At 66.6% G+C, this 20,111-nt stretch carries 17 protein-coding genes and 1 tRNA gene; 9 read left to right on the top strand and 9 right to left on the bottom strand.

The genetic code is table 11. The features are described 5' to 3' along the window. Positions 1-156: 156 nt before the first annotated feature. A complete protein-coding gene (locus KW843_RS03785) occupies positions 157-735 on the top strand; it encodes a YceI family protein (protein ID WP_218293746.1) in 579 nt (192 codons plus the stop codon). A gap of 134 nt (positions 736-869) precedes the next feature. Here KW843_RS03785 and KW843_RS03780 read toward each other — a convergent pair whose 3' ends face one another. Further along, positions 870-2,639: an ABC-F family ATP-binding cassette domain-containing protein gene (locus KW843_RS03780; RefSeq protein WP_218293745.1), complete on the bottom strand. Its 1,770-nt coding sequence runs from the start codon at positions 2,637-2,639 to the stop codon at positions 870-872. Between the two features lie 212 nt (positions 2,640-2,851). On the opposite strand from KW843_RS03780, the gene KW843_RS03775 reads away from it, so the two are divergent. Next, positions 2,852-3,472, top strand: a complete 621-nt coding sequence (locus tag KW843_RS03775; protein ID WP_218293743.1) for a VOC family protein — start codon at positions 2,852-2,854, stop codon at positions 3,470-3,472. Between the two features lie 72 nt (positions 3,473-3,544). Here KW843_RS03775 and KW843_RS03770 read toward each other — a convergent pair whose 3' ends face one another. Together KW843_RS03770 and KW843_RS03765 are read right to left on the bottom strand one after the other, a co-directional pair. Further along, positions 3,545-4,873, bottom strand: a complete 1,329-nt coding sequence (locus KW843_RS03770; protein WP_218293741.1) for an IPTL-CTERM sorting domain-containing protein — start codon at positions 4,871-4,873, stop codon at positions 3,545-3,547. Between the two features lie 113 nt (positions 4,874-4,986). Then, positions 4,987-5,958: a helix-turn-helix transcriptional regulator gene (locus KW843_RS03765; RefSeq protein ID WP_218293740.1), complete on the bottom strand. Its 972-nt coding sequence runs from the start codon at positions 5,956-5,958 to the stop codon at positions 4,987-4,989. A gap of 192 nt (positions 5,959-6,150) precedes the next feature. Here KW843_RS03765 and KW843_RS03760 point away from each other — a divergent pair, with 192 nt between their 5' ends. Together KW843_RS03760 and galU are read left to right on the top strand one after the other, a co-directional pair. Further along, complete coding sequence (locus KW843_RS03760) at positions 6,151-9,048, top strand: valine--tRNA ligase (protein WP_218293739.1); 2,898 nt, start codon at positions 6,151-6,153, stop codon at positions 9,046-9,048. Between the two features lie 89 nt (positions 9,049-9,137). Further along, complete coding sequence (galU, locus tag KW843_RS03755) at positions 9,138-10,025, top strand: UTP--glucose-1-phosphate uridylyltransferase GalU (protein WP_218293738.1); 888 nt, start codon at positions 9,138-9,140, stop codon at positions 10,023-10,025. Positions 10,026-10,284: 259 nt separating this feature from the next. Here the strand turns inward: galU and KW843_RS03750 are convergent, their stop codons facing one another. From KW843_RS03750 to cysM, 3 genes are all read right to left on the bottom strand, one after another. Next, the gene (locus KW843_RS03750) at positions 10,285-10,512 is read right to left on the bottom strand and encodes a sulfurtransferase TusA family protein (RefSeq protein ID WP_218293737.1); all 228 of its coding nucleotides are present in this window, start codon (positions 10,510-10,512) and stop codon (positions 10,285-10,287) included. Positions 10,513-10,520: 8 nt separating this feature from the next. Beyond that, positions 10,521-11,087 carry an NUDIX domain-containing protein gene (locus KW843_RS03745; protein WP_218293736.1) on the bottom strand — a complete coding sequence of 189 codons (567 nt, stop codon included), beginning with the start codon at positions 11,085-11,087 and terminating at the stop codon, positions 10,521-10,523. 101 nt (positions 11,088-11,188) lie between these two features. Further along, the gene (cysM, locus tag KW843_RS03740; protein WP_218293734.1) at positions 11,189-12,091 is read right to left on the bottom strand and encodes a cysteine synthase CysM; all 903 of its coding nucleotides are present in this window, start codon (positions 12,089-12,091) and stop codon (positions 11,189-11,191) included. Between the two features lie 40 nt (positions 12,092-12,131). On the opposite strand from cysM, the gene KW843_RS03735 reads away from it, so the two are divergent. Then, a tRNA-Leu gene (locus KW843_RS03735) sits at positions 12,132-12,216 on the top strand. A gap of 464 nt (positions 12,217-12,680) precedes the next feature. On the opposite strand, the gene KW843_RS03730 is transcribed toward KW843_RS03735, so the two are convergent. Next, positions 12,681-14,465 (bottom strand): fibronectin type III domain-containing protein, encoded by a 1,785-nt coding sequence (locus tag KW843_RS03730; protein WP_255594518.1) that lies wholly within the window; start codon positions 14,463-14,465, stop codon positions 12,681-12,683. Between the two features lie 498 nt (positions 14,466-14,963). Continuing rightward, on the bottom strand, positions 14,964-16,319 hold the full coding sequence (locus KW843_RS03725; RefSeq protein ID WP_218293733.1) for an MATE family efflux transporter: 1,356 nt from the start codon (positions 16,317-16,319) through the stop codon (positions 14,964-14,966). 105 nt (positions 16,320-16,424) lie between these two features. Here KW843_RS03725 and KW843_RS03720 point away from each other — a divergent pair, with 105 nt between their 5' ends. Then, positions 16,425-16,712, top strand: coding sequence for an N-acetyltransferase (locus tag KW843_RS03720; protein ID WP_255594517.1), 288 nt, complete (start codon positions 16,425-16,427; stop codon positions 16,710-16,712). 24 nt (positions 16,713-16,736) lie between these two features. Here KW843_RS03720 and KW843_RS03715 read toward each other — a convergent pair whose 3' ends face one another. Further along, on the bottom strand, positions 16,737-17,426 hold the full coding sequence (locus tag KW843_RS03715; protein WP_218293732.1) for a GntR family transcriptional regulator: 690 nt from the start codon (positions 17,424-17,426) through the stop codon (positions 16,737-16,739). Positions 17,427-17,619: 193 nt separating this feature from the next. On the opposite strand from KW843_RS03715, the gene KW843_RS03710 reads away from it, so the two are divergent. The 3 genes from KW843_RS03710 (at position 17,620) to KW843_RS03700 (ending at position 19,979) form a co-directional block, all read left to right on the top strand. Then, a complete protein-coding gene (locus KW843_RS03710; protein ID WP_218293731.1) occupies positions 17,620-18,018 on the top strand; it encodes a carboxymuconolactone decarboxylase family protein in 399 nt (132 codons plus the stop codon). 14 nt (positions 18,019-18,032) lie between these two features. Further along, positions 18,033-18,896 (top strand): NAD(P)-dependent oxidoreductase, encoded by an 864-nt coding sequence (locus KW843_RS03705; RefSeq protein ID WP_218293729.1) that lies wholly within the window; start codon positions 18,033-18,035, stop codon positions 18,894-18,896. A 114-nt stretch (positions 18,897-19,010) separates the two neighbouring features. Beyond that, a complete protein-coding gene (locus KW843_RS03700; RefSeq protein WP_218293728.1) occupies positions 19,011-19,979 on the top strand; it encodes a tripartite tricarboxylate transporter substrate-binding protein in 969 nt (322 codons plus the stop codon). The last annotated feature ends 132 nt before the right edge of the window (positions 19,980-20,111 follow it).

Here is a 20,111-nt window from a genome sequence, read left to right as displayed (position 1 = left end):
CGCGGGAGGGGGACGCTGCCAGCGCAGCGGGGCGGCCCTTGTGCGGGAGCGCTGGCTTGAACGTGCCCGATCCCCGCGTCGCACGGCATTGAATCGCTGATTTCTTTCCTTTTTTCCTTCCTTTTCTTTCCACCACTGCTCCAGGAGTATTTACCCATGCGCAAGTCCCTGTTCTCCCTGCTCGCCGTGGCCGCTGCCACCGCAATGACCGCCGGCGCCGCGCAGGCCGCCAACTACGCCATCGACCCCACGCACACCTTCGTGACGTTCGAGATCGGCCACTTCGGCACGACCACGAACCGCGCCCGCTTCGACAAGAAGCAAGGCACCGTGGAGTTCGACCGCGCGGCCAAGTCCGGCAAGGTGGACATCACCATCGACACCACCTCGGTGAACTCGGGCACGCCCCCGTTCGACAAGCACCTGCAAAGCGCCGACCTGTTCGATGCCGCCAAGCACCCCACCATCAAGTTCGTGTCCGACAAGTTCAGCTTCAACGGCGACAAGGTCAGCGAAGTGGCCGGCCAGCTCACGCTGCTGGGCAAGACCGCGCCCGTCACGCTCAAGGCCACGCAGTTCAACTGCTATGACAGCCCCATGCTCAAGCGCGAAGTGTGCGGTGGCGACTTCGAGGCCACGATCGACCGCACCCAGTGGGGCATGAACTACGGCGTGGAGTGGGGCTTCCCCAAGAACGTGCGCCTGGTGGTGCAGATCGAAGCCGTGAAGCAGTAATCACGGTCGTCACTGCCCGCAAGGCGCCGCTGGCGCCTTGCCCGAAAGCCACCCGCAGCCTCAGCGCAGCGGGTGGCTTTTTTCTTCATTGCGCACACCCCATCCAGCGGGGTGCAAGCTGCCCGAGGGTGTATTCAGGCGGCGTCCAGCGAGGCGTCCAGGTCCCAACCCTGCGGCCGCCAGGCCCACACCACGTCCGGCCGCAGCGCGCGCAGGAAGGCGGTGTCGTGCGACACCACGGCCAACGCGCCCGTGAAGGCCCCCAGCGCGGCCTGCAAGGCGTCCACGGCATCCACATCCAGGTGGTTCGTGGGCTCGTCGAGCAGCAGCATCTGCGCGGGCTCGCACGACCACAGGGCGCAGGCCAGCGCGGCCTTGATGCGCTCGCCGCCACTGAGCACACCGGCCGGGCGATGCACCTTGTCCGCATCCAGCCCGAGCTGTGCCAGGTGCGTGCGCAGCGCGGCTTCGGGCAGCGGCGAGCCCAGTGCCCGCAGCCGATCCAGCACGCTGCATTGCGGGGGCAGCGCGGCGGTGTTGTGCTGATCCAGCCAGGCGGCCCGCACGCCGCGCCGCACACCGCCTCCAGGCACGCCATCCGGCGCCGCGACCAGCCGCAGCAGGCTGCTCTTGCCACACCCATTGGGCCCGGTGATCGCTATGCGCACGGGGCCACTCCACACGCCGTTCAGCGCAGGCAAGCCCGGTGGGGCATGCGGCACCTGCACCTGCTCGAACGCCAGCACCTGCCTGCCCGCCGGCACGGCGCTTTGCGGCAGCACCAGCGCCGCGGCTGCCTGCGCGGGCACGCGCAGGGCAGCCTCGCGCACGGCCTCGTTCAGCCGCTGGCGCTCTTGCTGCTGCCGCTCGTGCTCGCGGCCGGCGTGGGCCTGTGCGCTGTTCTTCCGGCGGTCGAGCAGGATGGACGCCTGGTTGGTGGTGCGCCCCTCCGCGCGCCCGCGTGCCGCGCGGCGCTGCTGGGCGTCATGCTCGCGCTGCAGCGCCCGCAGGCCCTGCTCGCGCTCGGTGCGCGCGTGGTCCAGCGCGGCCTGGGCGGCGGCGGCCTCGGCCTGGCGCTGGGCCTGGTACAGCCCCCAGTGGCCGCCATAGCGCTGCAGCCCGGCGGGCGACAGCTCCACGATGCTGCCCACCGCGCCCAGCAATTCGCGGTCGTGGCTGGCCACCAGCACGCCGCCCCGCCACTGCGCCAGCGATTCCATCAGCCATCGCCGGCCCGCGCGGTCAAGGTGGTTGGTGGGCTCATCGAGCACCAGCAGCTCGGCATCGGACAGGAAAGCCCCCGCCAGCGCCACGCGCATGCGCTCGCCCCCGCTGAGCCGCTGCGCGGCGTGTGCCGGCGGCAGGTGACCCAGCCCCAGGGCGTGCAGCGCCTGCCGCCAGCGCGCGGGCAGGTCCCACCGCCCATCGGCCACGAGCAGGTCATCGGGCGTGCCCTCGCCCGCCTCCAGCCGCGCCAGGGCGCCCAGCGCCGGCCCCAGCCCTGCGACGTCAGCCACCGTGGCACGGGGCGCAGCAGCCACCTCCTGCGCCACCACATGCAGCGAAGGATCGCCCAGAACGGCGCCGCTGGCGGGCTGCAGCGCGCGCGCCGCGAGCCGCAGGAAGACGCTCTTGCCGCAACCGTTGGCACCCACGATGCCCGTCACGCCCGGGCCCAGGGACACCGTCAGCGGACGGCCCCACAGGGCCTGGCCGCCAGGCGGGCTCCAGCCAACCCCGGCGAACTGCAGCACGGCCTGGCCCGCGCCGGGCGCCGCATTGCCCTGCCCGGCAGGGGCCTGCGATGAACGAGCAGAAGAAGATGATGATGGGAAATCAGCAGCCGAGGCTGCGGCAGCGCTGCGGCTGCCATGGGCGGATTCGCCCCGTGAAGGTGTCGCCATGCAAAAGCACTCCAAACAAGACATGCAACCACCTGGCCCGCAAAGGGCGGCAGGGGAACGGCTTGAAGAGGCTCAAAGGCGCATGGGAGTAATACCTCGGCACGAATGGGTGTGACTGCGGAATGTACCGCAAATCACCCACATAAAAATTAACTTAACGTAAATCAATTACGAATAGTAGAATTGCAGCCATCCATTTGAGGAGACACCGCATGAATGCCGCCCCGACGCCCGATCTGGCCACCCTGCCCGCGCCTGCCGCCATCCAGCAGCTGCACCACTACGCCTACAAGGCCCGCGACGCGGAAGAGACGCGCCACTTCTACGAAGACATCCTGGGCCTGCCGCTCTACCACATCATCCAGAGCGACTACGTGCCCAGCACGGGCGAGTACTGCCCTTACACACACTTCTTCTTCCGCCTGCGGGACGGCTCGTTCATCGCCTTCTTCGACCTGGGCGACGACGTGAAGGCCGAGCCCTCGCCCAACACGCCGCTGTGGGTCAACCACATCGCCTTCCGCGTGAACACGGTCGAGGAACTGGAGAACACCAAGAAGCGCCTGGAAGCCCATGGCATCGAGGTGCTGGGCGTGACCGACCACCACATCTTCCACAGCATCTATTTCTTCGATCCCAACGGCATCCGCCTGGAGCTGTCGGCCCAGCTGGCCAACGAGGAGCAGATGGCCAAGGACAGCACCGTGGCCCATGCGCGGCTCAACGAGTGGACGGCCCGCAAGGAGCAGTGGCGCAAGGAGCGCGCCGAGGGCAAGGTGGCCGCTCCGCTCAAGCCCGAGAACAATGACCGGCCGGAGTTCGTGCCCCACTGAGTGGCATGGCGCAGTTTTTTGGGCCGAATTGGCCTTCATGGCTTACCCATAAAGCGCCAAATGCTATAAAAATTATAGCAAACCAGCCTTGCGGCGGCGCAGCGCCCCCAGCCCCGCCAGCAGCGTGGAAAGCAAGGCCAGGCCGCCACAGTCCAGCGCAGGCACTGCAATCGCGCCATTGCCGGGCGGCGCGGCCACCGGGGCTTCGAAGGCGCCGATGTCGCAGGCCAGGCCGATGGGGCGTGCCACGCCACGCTGGTCCACCACTTCACAGCCGCTGCCCGCATCAATGGCGGGGCTGCCCGGCTGCAAGGCCATGGTCTGGCTGAAATAGCCCGCGCCGTTGTTGGCCAACGGGGCCAGGAGCGGGTCGGCCTGTGGCATCGATGCGCCACACGATTGTGCCGCCGTACCTCCAAACTGCAGATTGTTGCCCCCGTCGAACAACACGGCCCCTCCCTGGGTATTGCAGTTGATGCCACCCAAGGTGGCGCTGATGAGCGTGTTCCTCGCCGTGACCTGCGTGCCAGCGGCCCAGACAGAAATCGCCACGGTTCCGCTGTTGTTGGCGAAGGTGCTGTTGGCAATGCTGCCGCCCGCCACGCCGGTGATGCTGAGAGCGCTACCGGAGCCGTCTCCCAGGGAGTTGTCCACAAAGGTCGTGTTGGTGATGGACAAGGTGCTCGACGTGATCGGGTCGACATTCACCGCCCCGCCGGAGGACCCCGAAGCCGTGGACGAGTTGTTCTGGAACAGGCTTTGTGTGATGGTGAGGGCCGCGCCATGGTGGTCGATCGCGCCGCCGCCATTGGCGCTGATGTTGTTCTGCGCCACGAACTCATTCAGCGCCAGCGTGTCGTACTCACTATTGGCGTAGATGGCGCCGCCCCCATAGTCGGCCCTGTTGCCGATGGCGCGTACCCTTTGCAGGGTGACCTGGGAGCCCAGATTGCCCCCGGTAAACAGGGCGCCGCCGTCACCGCCCGCCAGCGTCCGGTTGTTGCGCAAGGTGACGTTGCTGAGCGATAGCGTCACGTTGTTGGCATAGATGGCGCCGCCGTGGTCCGCCTGGCCATTGACGAGCGTGAGCCCGGCCAGCGCATAGGTACCGGAGTTCATGTAGAAGTGACGCGCCACGAGGTTGGCATCCAGGGTAACGAGCCCGCCGCCGTCGAGGGTGGTTCCCGACGCCGGGGCTTTCATGCCCGTCAGCGTGATGGTGTGCGGGACTGCGCCACAGTTGAAGGTGATCTGGTTGCTACCCACCAGTGCCGCGTCCAGCGCAGCTTCGGTGCAACTGGCGGGCGTACCGGTGCCCACGACAACGGGGGCGGCATGGGCGGATGCGGTGCAGGCAAGGGCCGCAAGCAGTGCGTGCTGGGAGAAATAGTGAAGGCGCATGGGCGTGTTCGTAACATTCGGAAAACTGCGGCGATTCTTGGGAAACCGCCGCGCCCCGTCCGTGCCCAAAATGACAATCGCTGTGCCCAAAGTGACATGGGCACCAGGAGCCTTCAGCTGCCGCGCGCCTCGCTGGGCGACATGCCGAACTGCCGCCGGAAAGCGCGGCTGAAGGCCGATACGTCGTCGAACCCGCTGTCCAGCGCGATCTCCAGCACACGGCGGTGGCGCTGCGCGGGATCGGCCAGCATGGCGCGGGCGCGCATCAGCCGCTGCTCGCGCACAAAGTCGGAAAAGTACATGCCCTCCCGCGCGAACAGGCGCTGCACCTGGCGCGGGGTGAGGTGGTGCAGCCGTGCGATCTGCGCCAGGCTCAGGTCGGCCCGGTCGATGCGGGCCAGGATGTCGCGGCGGATCAGCGCCAGGCGGGGCACGTCCACGGCATCCTGCGCAGGGGCCTGCGCCGTCGGTGCCAGCACACGCGCCACCAGCTCCTGCAGATGCGACAGGGCCGACTGCAGCAGCGGCGCGGAAAGCTCGGGGCTGCGGGCCAGCAGTTGCGCATAGCCGATCGCCAAGGCGGGCTCTGGCATGTCGGGCGACAGCATGCGCATCGGCGCCTCCTCCAGCCCCGCGACTCGCCGCGCCATGGCGGCATGCGGCACCTGGATGCAGGCGCTGGCCCCGCCCCGGAGATTGATGAACTCGTGCGCGCGGGCCTTGGAGACGATGGCGTAGCGGCCGCCGGACAGGTGGTGGCTTTCGCGCGGCGTGTGGAAAACGCCGCCGCCCCAGGCCACGGCCAGGTACAGGGCGTCGTCCCCGTCGCGAAGCATCTCGGGCGAGCGCCACATGCGGCTGGGTGTGCACTGGGTATGGACGTAGATGGAGTCGCCGCCCAGGGGCAGCATGGTGCTGGCGAAGTCCAGCCCGTCCTGGGTTGCGCCCGCGCCTTCGTAGGGCCGCAGCTCCACGCGCATCAATTCGCGTCCGTAGAACTCACGCAGCGCAGCGGTCTTGTCGCGGCCGGTGTAATCACGCGAGGTCAGGTGCAGGAGCTGGGGGGCTGCAGGCGTTGGGGACATGGCGGCTCAGGATATGGGCCGCCGCAGTGTAGCGGCCCCGCGCGATGCCTGCGCAGTTTCTTGATAAAAATCGGCTTCAGCGCCCACCAGCAGATCGCAGGTAGCTATCAATATGGTAGCTCCCCGGCAACGATAAAATGCATCCATCCTTTCCCCACGGCATCCCCAGGGATGCCGTTTTCATTGGCCACCATGAGCACCACCCCCACACAACCCGGCCTCGACAGCCTGTCCAAGTCTTTTGAACCCGCCGCCCTGGAAGCCCACTGGGGGCCCGAATGGGAACGCCGCGGCTATGGCGTCGCGGGATTCAGAGGCACGGGCGCGGCGCAAGCCGGCGAGCCGGCCTTCTCCATCCAGCTGCCTCCCCCCAACGTGACGGGCACGCTGCACATGGGCCATGCGTTCAACCAGACCATCATGGACAGCCTCACGCGCTACCACCGCATGCGTGGCTTCAACACGGTGTGGGTGCCGGGCACCGACCACGCGGGCATCGCCACGCAGATCGTGGTCGAGCGCCAGCTGCAGGAGCAGGGCATCAGCCGCTACGACATGGGCCCCACCCCGCCCGAGGCGCGCAAGAACTTTGTGAGCAAGGTGTGGGAGTGGAAGGAAAAGAGCGGCAACACCATCACCACGCAGATGCGCCGCATGGGCGACAGCGTGGACTGGAGCCGCGAGTACTTCACCATGGACGACAAGCTGTCCACCGTGGTCACCGACACCTTCGTGAAGCTGTACGAGCAGGGCCTGATCTACCGCGGCAAGCGCCTGGTGAACTGGGATCCGAAGCTGCAGTCCGCCGTGTCCGACCTGGAAGTCGAGAGCGAGGAAAAAGACGGCTCGCTGTGGCACATCGCCTACCCGCTGGCCGATGGTTCGGGCAGCCTCACGGTGGCCACCACCCGGCCCGAAACCATGCTGGGCGACGTGGCCCTGATGGTGCACCCTGAAGACGCGCGTTACACCCACCTCATCGGCAAGATGGTGAACCTGCCGCTGTGCGACCGCCAGATCCCGGTGATCGCCGACGACTACGTGGACAAGGAGTTCGGCACGGGCGTGGTCAAGGTCACTCCTGCGCACGACCAGAACGACTACGCCGTGGGCCAGCGCCACAAGCTGCCCATGATCGTGGTGCTGACGCTGCAGGCCACCATCAACGAGAACGCCCCGCCCAAGTACCAGGGCATGGACCGCTTCGTGGCCCGCAAGGCCGTGGTGGCCGACCTCGAAGCCATCGGCGCGCTGGTCGAGGTGAAGAAGCACAAGCTCATGGTGCCCATCTGCACCCGCACCGGCCAGGTGATCGAGCCCATGCTGACCGACCAGTGGTTCGTGGCCATGAGCAAGGTGAGCGACCAGGACCCGACGGGCAAGAGCATTGCGCAAAAGGCCATCGACGCGGTGGCCACGGGCGAGGTGACGTTCGTGCCCGAGAACTGGGTGAACACCTACAACCAGTGGATGAACAACATCCAGGACTGGTGCATCAGCCGCCAGCTGTGGTGGGGCCACCAGATCCCGGCCTGGTACGACGAAGACGGCAACGTGATCGTGGCCCGCAGCGAAGCCGAGGCGCAGGCCAAGGCCCCCGGCAAGCTGCTGCGCCGCGACGAGGACGTGCTGGACACCTGGTACTCGTCCGCGCTCGTGCCCTTCAGCACCATGGGCTGGCCTGAACAGGGCGACAGCCCCACCGACGACTTCAACCTGTACCTGCCCAGCACCGTGCTGGTGACGGGCTACGACATCATCTTCTTCTGGGTCGCCCGGATGATCATGATGACCACGCACTTCACGGGCCGCGTGCCGTTCAGGCACGTGTACATCCACGGCCTGGTGCGCGACGCGCAGGGCAAGAAGATGTCCAAGTCCGAAGGCAACGTGCTCGATCCGGTGGACCTGATCGACGGCATCGCGCTGGAGCCGCTGCTGGACAAACGCACCACCGGCCTGCGCAAGCCCGAGACCGCGCCCACGGTGCGCAAGAACACGCAAAAGGAATTCCCCGAAGGCATCCCCGCCTACGGTGCCGACGCGCTGCGCTTCACTTTCGCGGCGCTGGCCAGCCTGGGGCGCAGCATCAACTTCGACAGCAAGCGCTGCGAGGGCTACCGCAACTTCTGCAACAAGCTCTGGAACGCCAGCCGCTTCGTGCTGATGAACTGCGAGGGCCAGGACTGCGGCCTGAAAGAACACACCAAGGAAGAATGCCAGCCCGGCGGCCCCGCCCACGGCTACATGGCCTTCAGCCAGGCCGACCGCTGGATAGCGTCGCTGCTGCAAAAGACCGAGGCGGAAGTCGCCAAGGGATTTGCCGAGTACCGGCTGGACAACGTGGCCAACACGATCTATGACTTCGTCTGGAACGAGTTCTGCGACTGGTACCTGGAGATCGCCAAGGTGCAGATCCAGACCGGCACCGAGGCCGAGCAGCGCGCCACGCGCCGCACCCTGATCCGCACGCTGGAAGCCATCCTGCGCCTGGCCCACCCCATCATCCCGTTCATCACCGAAGCCCTGTGGCAAACCGTGGCGCCCGTGGCGGGGCTCCAAGGCGAATCGGTCAGCATCGCCCGCTACCCCGAGGCGCAGCCGAGCAAGATCGACGAGGCCGCCATTGCGCACATGGAGCGCGTCAAGGGCCTGGTGGATGCCTGCCGCACGCTGCGCGGCGAGATGAACGTCTCGCCCTCGACCCGCCTGCCGCTGTACACCGTGGGCGACACGGACTTCATGCGCGGCGTGGCGCCGGTGCTGCAGGCCCTGGCCAAGCTCAGCGAGGTCAAGGTGTTCGACGACGAGGCCGCCTGGGCCGCCGCCGCGCAGGCCGCGCCCGTGGCCATGGTGGGCGAGGCGCGCATGTGCCTGCACATGGAGATCGACGTGGCCGCCGAGAAGGCCCGCCTGTCCAAGGAAATCAGCCGCATCGAGGGTGAGATCACCAAAGCCAACGGCAAGCTGTCCAACGAAGCCTTCGTGGCCAAGGCGCCACCCGCCGTGATCGACCAGGAGAAAAAACGGGTGGCGGATTTCGGCACCACGCTGGGCAGATTGCGCGATCAACTGACACGCCTGGGCTGAAAACAGCCGCCATACTGCGTGGCGCAACGGGCCCCGCCCTGGCGGCGGGGCTCCATCCGACCCGACTACCTATCCCCAAAAGGAATTCCATGACTGTTGCCACCACCGTCCGCAAAGCCGTATTCCCCGTCGCGGGCCTGGGCACCCGGTTCCTGCCCGCCACCAAGGCCAGCCCCAAGGAAATGCTGCCCGTGGTGGACAAGCCGCTCATCCAGTACGCCGTCGAAGAGGCCTACGCCGCCGGCATCCGCCACATGATCTTCGTGACCGGCCGCAGCAAGCGCGCCATCGAAGACCACTTCGACACCGCCTACGAACTGGAGGCCGAGCTGGAAGCCGCCGGCAAGAAGGAACTGCTGGCGCTGGTGCGTTCCATCCAGCCCGACGACATGGACTGCGCGTTTGTGCGCCAGCCCCGCTCGCTGGGCCTGGGCCACGCCGTGCTGTGCGCCGAGCCGCTGGTGGGCAAGGAGCCGTTTGCCGTGCTGCTGGCCGACGACCTGATGGTGGGCCCCCAGGGCGGCCCACCCGTGCTGGCCCAGATGGCCACCGCCTTCCGCCAGCAGGGCCGTTCGGTCATCGCCGTGCAGGAAGTACCGGAAGACCAGGTGCACAAATACGGCATCGTGGCCGGCGAGCCCGCAGGCGGTCCGCTGATCCGCATCGACCGCATCGTCGAGAAGCCCAAGGCCGACGTGGCACCCTCCCGCATGGGCGTGGCCGGCCGCTACATCCTCACCCCCGGCGTGTTCGACGAGATCCGCAACCAGCCGCGCGGCGTGGGTGGCGAGATCCAGCTCACCGACGGCATCGCGCGCCTGATGCAGAGCGAGGCCGTGTACGCGTTTCAGTACCAGGGCAAGCGGTATGACTGCGGCAGCAAGGAAGGCTTTCTGGAAGCCACGGTGGAACTGGCCCTGCAGCACCCTCAGGTGGGCGCGTCGTTCCGGGAATACCTGAAGGGCCTGAGCCTGTAGGCAGCGCCTGCACCGCGATCTGCGCGGCCGCATGACCAGAAAAAAAATCCTCCGGCAGCCCACCAGGGCTGTGGAGGATTTTTTGCCTTGAGGCACTGCTGCGGCCTGCGCCAGGCGCCAGCAGAAACCAGGCGAATTCCGGCGCCGCGTCGCCTGCCGAGCCCGTGGGCCCGGTTTGCCCAGGCTGCGCACGCGCCCCTCGCACAGTGGCGGCAGAGGGCAAGGCGCACCACCCCGTCAGGGTTTCGCTTCCATTTATCTACCTTCTGCGCAGGACGTGGATGTACTCCTCGCCCATCGTCTGCTGCTCCACCAGCTCGTTTCCCGTCTGTTTGGCAAAGGCCTGGAAGTCGCGCAGCGAGCCGCCATCGGTGGACACCACCTTGAGCAGCTGGCCACTGGCCATGTCCGCCAGTGCCTTCTTGGCCTTGAGGATGGGCAGGGGGCAGTTCAAGCCCCGGGTATCGATTTCTTTGTGGATGTCCATGGTCTTCATCAATCCTTTGGCGGCAGGTTGAGCCCCCGGCGGCGCTCTTCGTTTTCCTCTGCCGTGAAAAACACCGGTTCATGCCCTCGCGTGCGCAGCCAGTCCGCCAGCGCATAGCCCGTGCCGGCGGGCCAGCACCTGAGTTCGTGCAGGTCGTAGAACCGGTGGTCCACCAGCTCGGGTGACAGCCGCACCTCACCCTCGGCCACCACATGGTAGGCAATGATGATCTGGTTCATGCGCAGAAACTCGTAGGCCCCCACCAGCGTGGTGGAGCGCACGTCGAGGTTGGTTTCCTCCTTGACCTCGCGCGCGATGCCTTCCTGCGGCGACTCCCCGGCCTCCATGAAGCCCGTGATCAGCGCAAACATCTTCGCGGGCCAGGCCGCGTTGCGGGCCAGCAGCACCTTGCCATTCACCTCCACGATCGCGGCCAGCACGGGCGTTGGATTGTTCCAGTGCGTCCAGCCGCAGGCGGGGCAGCGCAGGCGCTCCTTGTCGCCACCGTCTTCGGCCAGCGTGATCGGCTGCAGCGCGGTGCCGCAGTGGGTGCAGTAGCGGGTTTCGTAGTGCATATGCTCTTATTTTGATAGCTATCGGCGCTTTCCTATCCAGCGCAGACGGCCCATTTTCATTTCAAGGAAGGTGAAGGGGTCGCCTTCGCTGCCTTTCGTCCTCAGGCGGGGAACACCCCCGTCGACAGGTAGCGGTCGCCCCGGTCGCACACCACGAAGACGATGGTGGCATGGCTGTCGCGCGCCGCGATCTGCTGCGCCACCCAGCAGGCCCCCGCCGCCGAGATGCCCGCGAAGATGCCCTCTTCTCGCGCCAGACGGCGGCACATGTCCTCGGCATTGTCCTGGCTCACATACACCAGCTCATCCACCGTGCTCGCGTCATAGATCTTGGGCAGGTACTCCTGCGGCCACTTGCGGATGCCGGGAATGCGCGAGCCTTCCTCGGGCTGCGCGCCGATGATCTGGATGGCCGGGTTCTTCTCCTTGAGGAAGCGCGACACCCCGGTGATGGTGCCCGTGGTGCCCATGGCGCTCACGAAGTGCGTGATGCGCCCGCCGGTCTGCTCCCAGATCTCGGGGCCCGTGGTTTCGTAGTGGATGCGCGGGTTGTCCTGGTTGGCGAACTGGTCCAGCACCTTGCCCTCGCCGCGCTTTTGCATGGCCTCGGCGAGGTCGCGCGCATGTTCCATGCCACCGCTCTTGGGCGTGAGCACAAGCTCCGCGCCAAAGGCCTTCATGGTCTGCGCGCGCTCGATGGAGAGGTCTTCCGGCATCACCAGCACCATGCGATAGCCCTTGATGGCGGCCGCCATCGCCAGGGCGATGCCGGTGTTGCCCGACGTGGCCTCGATCAGCGTGTCCCCAGGCCGGATGTCGCCCCGCTCCTCCGCGCGCCGGATCATCGACAGGGCGGGCCTGTCCTTCACCGACCCTGCGGGGTTGTTGCCCTCCAGCTTGCCCAGCACCACATTGCCCCGCGCCGCGTTGTCCTGGGCCCCAATGCGCTGCAGCGCCACCAGCGGCGTGTTGCCCACCGCGTCTTCAATCGTCGGATATTTCATGCGCCCTACTGTGCCATAATTTGCGGCTTCACGAATTCCAGCCCGGGTGGTGAAATTGGTAGACGCAGGGGACTCAAAATCCCCCGCCGCAAGGCGTGCCGGTTCGATTCCGGCCCCGGGCACCATCGACTAGTCCGGAAGAGTCCAAACTCTTCCGGACTTTTTTATTTCTCCTTTGAAATCAGCATCTTAGCTGTCCGTACCCGTCCAGACTAGTCCACCCCCATCCGAGAAAATTGGGGGCACATTGGGGGGCACATTCTAAAAAAATGGGGGCACCGATGCACCTCAGGGCCGCAGCCCTGGCGGAGTTCGAAAAGCGCTCACGCAGGCCGTGGCGCTGAGGGGGCACGGGCCGGAACCCTCGGGCAGTGGCGGGCACGCAAAGGATGGACGGGCCCGCGACGCAGGAAGTTCATCTGAAAGCGTCTCGAGGCCATTGGCGCTGGAGCTGGGGTGCAGTTGCGGCGAGTGGAGGCGGCTGCGACGACCTGAGCGTCACGTGAACAGGGGCCAGGCACAGGTCTGGCGCCAAAAAGCAAAAAAGCCCCGGCAGTGATGTCGGGGCTTTTCTTTTTGCGCCATCAGGTCATCGTCCAGCGCTTCGCCAACCCCTTCGGCTCAGGCCCGCCAATGCTGCGGCCATCAGCGCCGTCAACGCCACACCAAACGGGGACAGTCCCGGAACTGGTGTAGGGCCGGGGCCCGCCATAGCCGTGGGCGTCACCGCAGCCGAGGTCAACGACACGGGACCCAGGCCATTTGGATGCTGCGCTCGCACCGTGAATGTGTAGGGAGTGCCATTCACCAATCCAGTGACAGTACAGCTCGTCGCGGGTGCTGCCACGGAGCAACCCGGTCCGGCGTTCGATGTCACGGTGTAGCTGTCTGGCGGGTTGCCTCCGGTGTCCACAGGAGGCGCCCAGCTCACAGTGACCTGCGCGTTGCCGGGGACACCGGCTGGCGTTCCCACAGGGTCTGTGAAACGAACCAATCGCCCCTCGGACGGAACACCGTCAACGACAAGCCGCGCCATGTAGAGCCCGGCGGGTAAGGTGCCCAGCGGGGGCGAGGTGAAACTGGTAGCGGTATGGCTGGCGGGAGCCCATAAGCTGATCGCGCCGTTCTCCGCGCGTTGCAGCTGAAGCTGAGGCGTACTGGTACCTGTGCCGCCCGTAAAACCCGTTCCGTTGAGAATCAACGCCGCGCCTGCACGCTGAAGCAGCGGCAATGCATTCGTCACCGCAGCAGGCCCAGGCGGCACGGCTGGGACATAACGGTCCACCGCGCTATAGAAAGTGAGGCTAGGATTGCTCGAGAACCCGCCCGTCAACAGTACATCGCCATTGGGCAACAGATTGGCCGTCCCGTTCTCGCGCGCTGTTCCCATGGAACCTGCTGGCGACCAGTTTCCCGTTGCGGGGTCATACAACTCCGCTATGGGCTGCGTATTTCTTGCGATATCCGAGCCCCCCGCCATCAGCACCAGGCCAGAGGAAAGTACTGTCGCATGGGCCAGCGGCGAGCCCATTGCACCGTTGCGGGGAAAGTTCAGGGCCCCGGTGGCGGTCCACGTATTGGCCACAGGATCGTAGATCTCTGCATGCGTTGTAACGCCGCCGGCTGTAAAGCCACCTGCGAGCAATACTCTGCCGTCCGCTAGCAGCGTCAGGCTCGCATAGTGACGCGGCACGAGGGGCGCCGCCGCCAATGACCATGTGCCTGCAACAGGGTCGTAGAGTTCCGCGACGGGGACTTCGCCCCCTGCGTTGAACCCTGAAGCCACCAGAACACGGCCATCCCGCAGCAACACGGCGCCATGGGCTCGATGAACCACCGACATGCTCCCAGTCGCCGTCCAGGTGCGCGTTTCGGGGTCATACAGTTCGGCCGTATTGAGATTGCTTCCTCCTGCCACCAGAACTTTGCCATTGGCGAGCAACGTCATCGACGGCAGCGAGCGAGATGCAGACTGTGTGCCAGCCGGGAGCCAGGTGTTGGCCACAGGGTCGTACAGCCGGGCATTCAGGCTGCCATCAGAGCGCACAAGCACATGGCCCGTGCCCAGCGTGACGGCTTCGGTCACATTGCCGGCAATCCCAGTGCCGCCTATTGATGACCAGGAGCCGCCCGAATATCGCTCACCGGTGGCGACGAATCCCAGGCGGTTAACGCCGTTGAAAACAGCCACGGAGCCGTCATCCAGCAGCGCCCCCGCGTGTTGCGCCCGGGGATCCGCCATGGGAGCGTCGACATTCCAGCCGACCGCGGCAAGTGCATGAAACTGCCACAGCAGGGTCACCAGACCAAGGGTTGCCGGGCGTGCCAATTGCCGAATGGGGGTTGCTTGGGCAGTGCGTCGAATCAACTTCATAGGTCCTTCTGTCGGGCTTGTGAAACAAAGGTGCATGGCGGTCCCACCGGCGCTCAAAAATCACGATCGCCCTCGGGCAGCCGCGGAAGACTACACGGTTTTTTCGCGGGGGGTTAGTCGCCTTCTGGGGCCACATACACGCCAGACAAAGAGCGCGGCCACCACTCAGAGAGCTGACATAAGGTAGCGAATCGGCCAAAAAATGTCTACTTTCAGCCGGGTTCGGCCGCATTGTCGCTACAGGAACGCAACGTACCGGCCACGTGTTGTGCGCTGGGGCGCCCCCGCAAAAAGCCTTCAGATCCCATCCTCTCCCAGCAGCGTCAATCCACCCGCCAAGCTTTGGCAGGCCTCGCGGCCATGGGCCTGGCCCCAGGGACTACAGCTGAAAGCCCGCGTCCCCCAGGCCCGGGCGTTCCATCAAGAAAAGCAGGTAGAGGATGCGTGATGGATCACAGAGGGCCCCAGCGCAGGCCCTGCACCACCCCATGCCCCCAGCTACACCAGCCGCCTGATCGGCCGCTTCTTCCAGATGGCGTGGAAATAGATGGCCTGCAGTGCCAGCGCACACAGGTACGTGAGCGGGTAGCTGGCCCAGATGCCTTGCAGGCCCAGCAGGTGCTGCAGCGCGTAGGCCAGCGGCACAAGCAGCAAGGTGAGGCAGGACAGGGAAATCACCGTGGGCACGCGCACGGTTCCTGCCGAGCGCATGACGCCGGTGAACACGCTGGCCAGACCAAACGCGAGGCTGCCCCACACCGTGATGCGCAGAACGGTGGCGGCCAGGTCCACCACGGCGGGATCGCGGGTAAACAGGCTGGCGACCTGCGGTGACACCACCGCCACCAGCAGGGCCAGGCTGCCGGTCAGCGCCAGATTCATCCACAGGCCGACCCGCGTGACATGGGCAACATCCTCCGGCTTGCCGGCACCAATGGCTTGCGCGGCGAACACGGAAGCCGCGACGGCGATGGACATGGCGGGCAGCTGCACAAAGGCCATGGCCTGATTGACGGTGCCCCACGCCGCCGTGGCCTGCCAGCCGTAGCCATTGACCAAGCGCAGCAGCAGCACGTCGGCGAGTGAGCTGGTGACGAAGAACAGGCCGGTGGGCACGCCCAGCCTCGCCACGGTGGCAAGCAAGGGGGTGTTCCAGCGCAGGTGGGGCCTGAGGTGCGAGAAGGCCAGCACATGGCCCCTGGCATGCAGGTGCCACGCGAGCCATGCCAGGGCCACGGCATTGCCGATGAGGCTGGCCCAGCCCGCACTGGCGGTGCCCAGCGGGGGAAGGCCCAGCCATCCGAGCATGAAGGCAGGAGTGAGCAGCATCCACAGGCCCGAGGCCAGGATGAGCGCGCGCAGCGGCGTTGCCGTGTCGCCCAGGCCGCGCAGGAGGGCGGCACTGAGCTGGTGCAGGAACAGCACGGGCATGGCCAGGAACAGCACGCGCGCGTAGGCGATGGCCTGCGGCAGCACCTCGCCACTGACACCCAGCACACGCAGCAGGCTGCCGATGGCTGTGGCGCCCACGGCCACTACCACGCAGCCGAGCAGGAACCCACCGAGCAGCACGGCCCCAGCCACGCGGCGCACCTTGTCCGCGTCGCGTGCACCCCAGGCCTGGCCCACCAGCACCGAGGCTCCGGCACCGAGCCCGATCACGAAGGCAATGCAGCACATGAACAACGGGAAGAAGCTGACCGCTGCGGCCAGCGCCTGCGCGCCCAGCAGTTGGCCCAGGCAGATGGTGACGACCGTGCCGCTCAGCGCCTGAAGCAGGTTCGTGGCCACGAGCGGACCGAGAAACCGCAGAAACCTTCGGGGCAGCGGCGTGGTCGGGTCGTTCGTGTCCATGGTGAACACATGGTATGCGACCCGCGTGCGCCGGGACATGGCCTGGCGCGGGGAAGCGACACCCGCAATGGAGCCCCCGCACGACGGCGGGCGGCGGCCTGGTGAATGCGCCGCGCTGTCATACCCAACCTCACGCGCGCCTGCCGTCCATATGGCGTCATTGAGAACGTCGTCACCGACCTTGCGCACCGTGGTCAAGGCTGGGGTCGGGCTGTCCTTTCACATGCTCTGAGCGAAGCTTGGCGTCGGAACTGCTACAAGGTGATGTTGCTGACAGGTCGAAAAGACGAAGCAACTTTGCGGTTTTACGAGCACGTGGGGTTTGATCGCCAGGGCAAGCAAGCACTGGTGGCAAAGCCTCCAGCCTGGCCTGTGTCGCCGCCTGAACGCTGATCACCCTGCAAGGCCCGCACGCAGTCAGGCCTGCAGTTTCGCCGCCGCCGGCTGCATGCTCTGCAGCACGTTGGCGGCCGCCTTGCGCACGTGCTCCTCGCACAGGCGCGCCGCCGTCTCCCCGTCGCTCTGCTCAATGGCCGCCACGATGGCGTCGAGCTCCACCAGCGTGTGCGGAAACCGCCCAGGCTGGGCCATGGAGATGCGGCGCAGCACCGTCACGCGGTTGTTGAGCTGCTGCAGCAATTGCCCGGCCACCAGGTTGCCGCAGCCCGCGATGAGGATGTCGTAGAACTGATTCTTGACGTTGAGCATCAAGGCGCGGTCCTGCGTGATCTCGGGCTGTGACAGCTCGGTGAGCTTGGCGCGCAGCGCCCGCACCTGGTCCTTGGAGGCATTGAGCGCAAAGCCCCGGCCCGCCAGGCTTTCGAGGTGCGCGCGCACTTCGTAGATGTCGCGCACCTCCTTGGGTGAAATGGTGGTGACCTCGGGGCCCCGGTGCGGAATGATGGTGATCAGCCCCTCGGCCTGCAGGTGCTGCAGCGACTCGCGCACGCAGGATCGGCTCACGTCCAGGCTTTCGCAGAGCTCGCGCTCCGACAACTTTTGTCCCGGCGTGAAGTGGCCGTCGAGGATGGCCTGGCGCAGCGTCTGGGTAGCACGCTGGCGCAGGGAGGTCTCTTCGCGGGGGACTCGCAGCAGCATCTGGTTCATGGCGCCATCCTAATGGGTTTCATACACGCTGATTGTCATACAAACATACGAATCATTCGTCAATCCACATTTTCCATATGTATGATTGTCTGACAATCATAATAAAATTCATCCACTGCAACGCCGCGTTGCCGGCCTTCTCCCCCCCTCTCTCTATCTATCTATTGATCCCTTGCCACCCCAGGAGCCTTCCATGACCCGCCCCTACGCCCCCAAGAACCCCGCCCTCTTCGACCAGGGCCTGTCCACCCGCCGCGAAGTGCTGGGCGCAGAATACGTCGATGCCTCGATCAAGAACGCGACCGACTTCAACATCGACATGCAGGAACTCGTCACCCAGTACTGCTGGGGCGATGTGTGGAACCGCCCGGGCCTCGACCGCAAGACCCGCTCTTTCCTCAACCTGGCGATGATCACGGCGCTCAACCGCCCGCACGAGCTCAAGCTGCACGTGCGCGGCGCCATCCACAACGGCCTGACCAAGGACGAGGTGAAGGAAGTCTTCCTGCAGACGGCCATCTACTGCGGCGTGCCGGCGGCGATCGATTCGTTCCGCGTGGCGTCGGAAGTGTTCAAAGAGATGGACCTCTGAGCAGGGGCGCGACGATGAGCCGCATCGCATTCATCGGCCTGGGCATGATGGGCCAGCCCATGGCCCACCTGCTGCACGCCGCAGGCCACCCGCTCGTGGTGAAGGACGCCCATCCTGAAGCCGAGGCGCAGTTCGCCGCGTCGCATGCCGGTGCCGTGGTGGCCACCGACAATGCCGCGTACGCAGGGTGCGACGTGGTCATCACCATGCTGCCCAATTCCGACATCGTGGACGCGGTGGTGGCCGACCTGGCACCCCACCTGCGGGCCGGGGCCTGCGTCGTCGAGATGAGCTCCGCCGACCCGATCCGCACGCGGGCCCTCGCAGCCTCGCTGCGCGGCACGGGGATCGCGCTGATCGACGCACCCGTCTCCGGCGGCGTGAAGAAGGCCGTCAATGGCACGCTGGCCATCATGGTGGGCGGTGACCCCGAAGATTTCGCCCGGCAACGGCCGGTGCTCGAAGTGATGGGCAAAGCCATCAGCTACGTGGGCCCCGTGGGCGCGGGCCACGCACTCAAGGCGCTGAACAACTACGTGTCCGCCGCCGCGCTGATCGCCACGGCCGAGGCCATCCACGTGGGCGCGGCCTTCGGCATCGATGCGGCCACCATCGTGGATGTGATCAACGCATCGACCGGCAAGAACAACACGACCGAAAACAAGGCCCACCAGTTCATGCTGAACCAGGCTTTCAACTCGGGATTCTCGCTGGCGCTGCAGGCCAAGGACGTGGGCATCGCGGCCGGGCTTGGCCGCTCCCTGCAGGTGCCGATGGACCTGGCCCAGAAGGTGTACGCCATGACGGTCGATGCCAGCGCCGCGCTGGGCCCCAGGGCCGACCACACCGAGCTGTACCGGTTCGTCGGCAAGCCCTGACCGTCCCCCGGGCGCCTGGCAGGGCGCCCGCCGCAAGCCAGCAAACAAACAAGCAAGTGCCACCGCCTGGCAGGCCGGGCCTTGGCTGCTCTCACCCTTTCCGGAGACAAGACAATGCGCAACCAGACAAAGACCCTGCTCGCGGCCGCGCTGGCCCTGGCCTCGACGGCGGTGGCCGCCTTTCCCACCAAGCCCGTGACCATCGTGGTGCCCTATGCGGCCGGGGGCTCCACCGACGTGCTGGCCCGCGTGCTGGCCGAGGCCATGGCGCGCGACCTGGGCCAGCCGGTGATCGTGGACAGCGCGGGCGGAGCCGGCGGCACCATCGGCACCGCCAAGGTGGTGCGCGCGCCCAATGACGGGCACACCGTCCTGCTGCACAACATGGGCATCGCCACGGCCCCGGCGCTGTACAGCAAGCTGGCCTTCGACGTGAACAAGGACCTGGAGCCCATCGCCCTGGCCGGCGAGGTGCCCATGATCCTGGTGCGCTACAAGAATTTCGCGCCCGCGACCGTGGCCGAGCTGATCCAGCACATGAAGGCCAGGCCGGGCGAGGTGAAGTTCTCGCACGCGGGCGTCGGCGCCACATCGCACCTGTGCGCGATGCTGTTCAACCAGACGGCCGGCACCACCGTGACGATGGTGCCCTACCGCGGCACCGGCCCGGCGCTGCAGGACCTGGTGGCGGGCAACGTGGACCTGATCTGCGACCAGCCCGTGGCCACCGGGCCACACCTGCAGTCCGGCGCCCTCAAGGCCTACGCCATGGCGACCAGGGAGCGCATCCCGACGATGCCGGAGGTGCCGACCTTTGCCGAGTCCGGGCTGCCGGGCTTCGAGCTGGCCGTATGGCACGGCGTGTACGCGCCCAAGGGCACACCACTCGCCGTCGTCGAACGCCTGAACAAGGCGGTGCGCGGGGCACTGGCCGATGCCGGCCTGGTCAAGCGCTTCACCGACATGGGGGTCATCATCCCGCAGGGCGACCGGCTCAAGCCCGAGGCGCTGCGCCAGCAGACGGCTGCCGAGATCAGGCGCTGGGATCCCGTCATCAAGGCGGCCGGCGCCAAGGCGGAGTAAGCGCGCAGCCGCCAAAGCACCCGCGCAGGGCGGCCGCACGGGCCGATGAGGACGGTTGCGCTGGCGAACGCGGCCCCGCGCCACGCCTTGGACGGGCCCGGCCACCACCGGCAGGCCCAGGCCGCCGGGAAC

Source organism: Acidovorax sp. sif1233 (assembly GCF_019218755.1).
Lineage (GTDB): Bacteria > Pseudomonadota > Gammaproteobacteria > Burkholderiales > Burkholderiaceae_C > Acidovorax.
The sequence above is the reverse complement of the archived record's forward strand: the minus strand, read 5'-3'. Positions and strand labels throughout refer to the sequence as shown.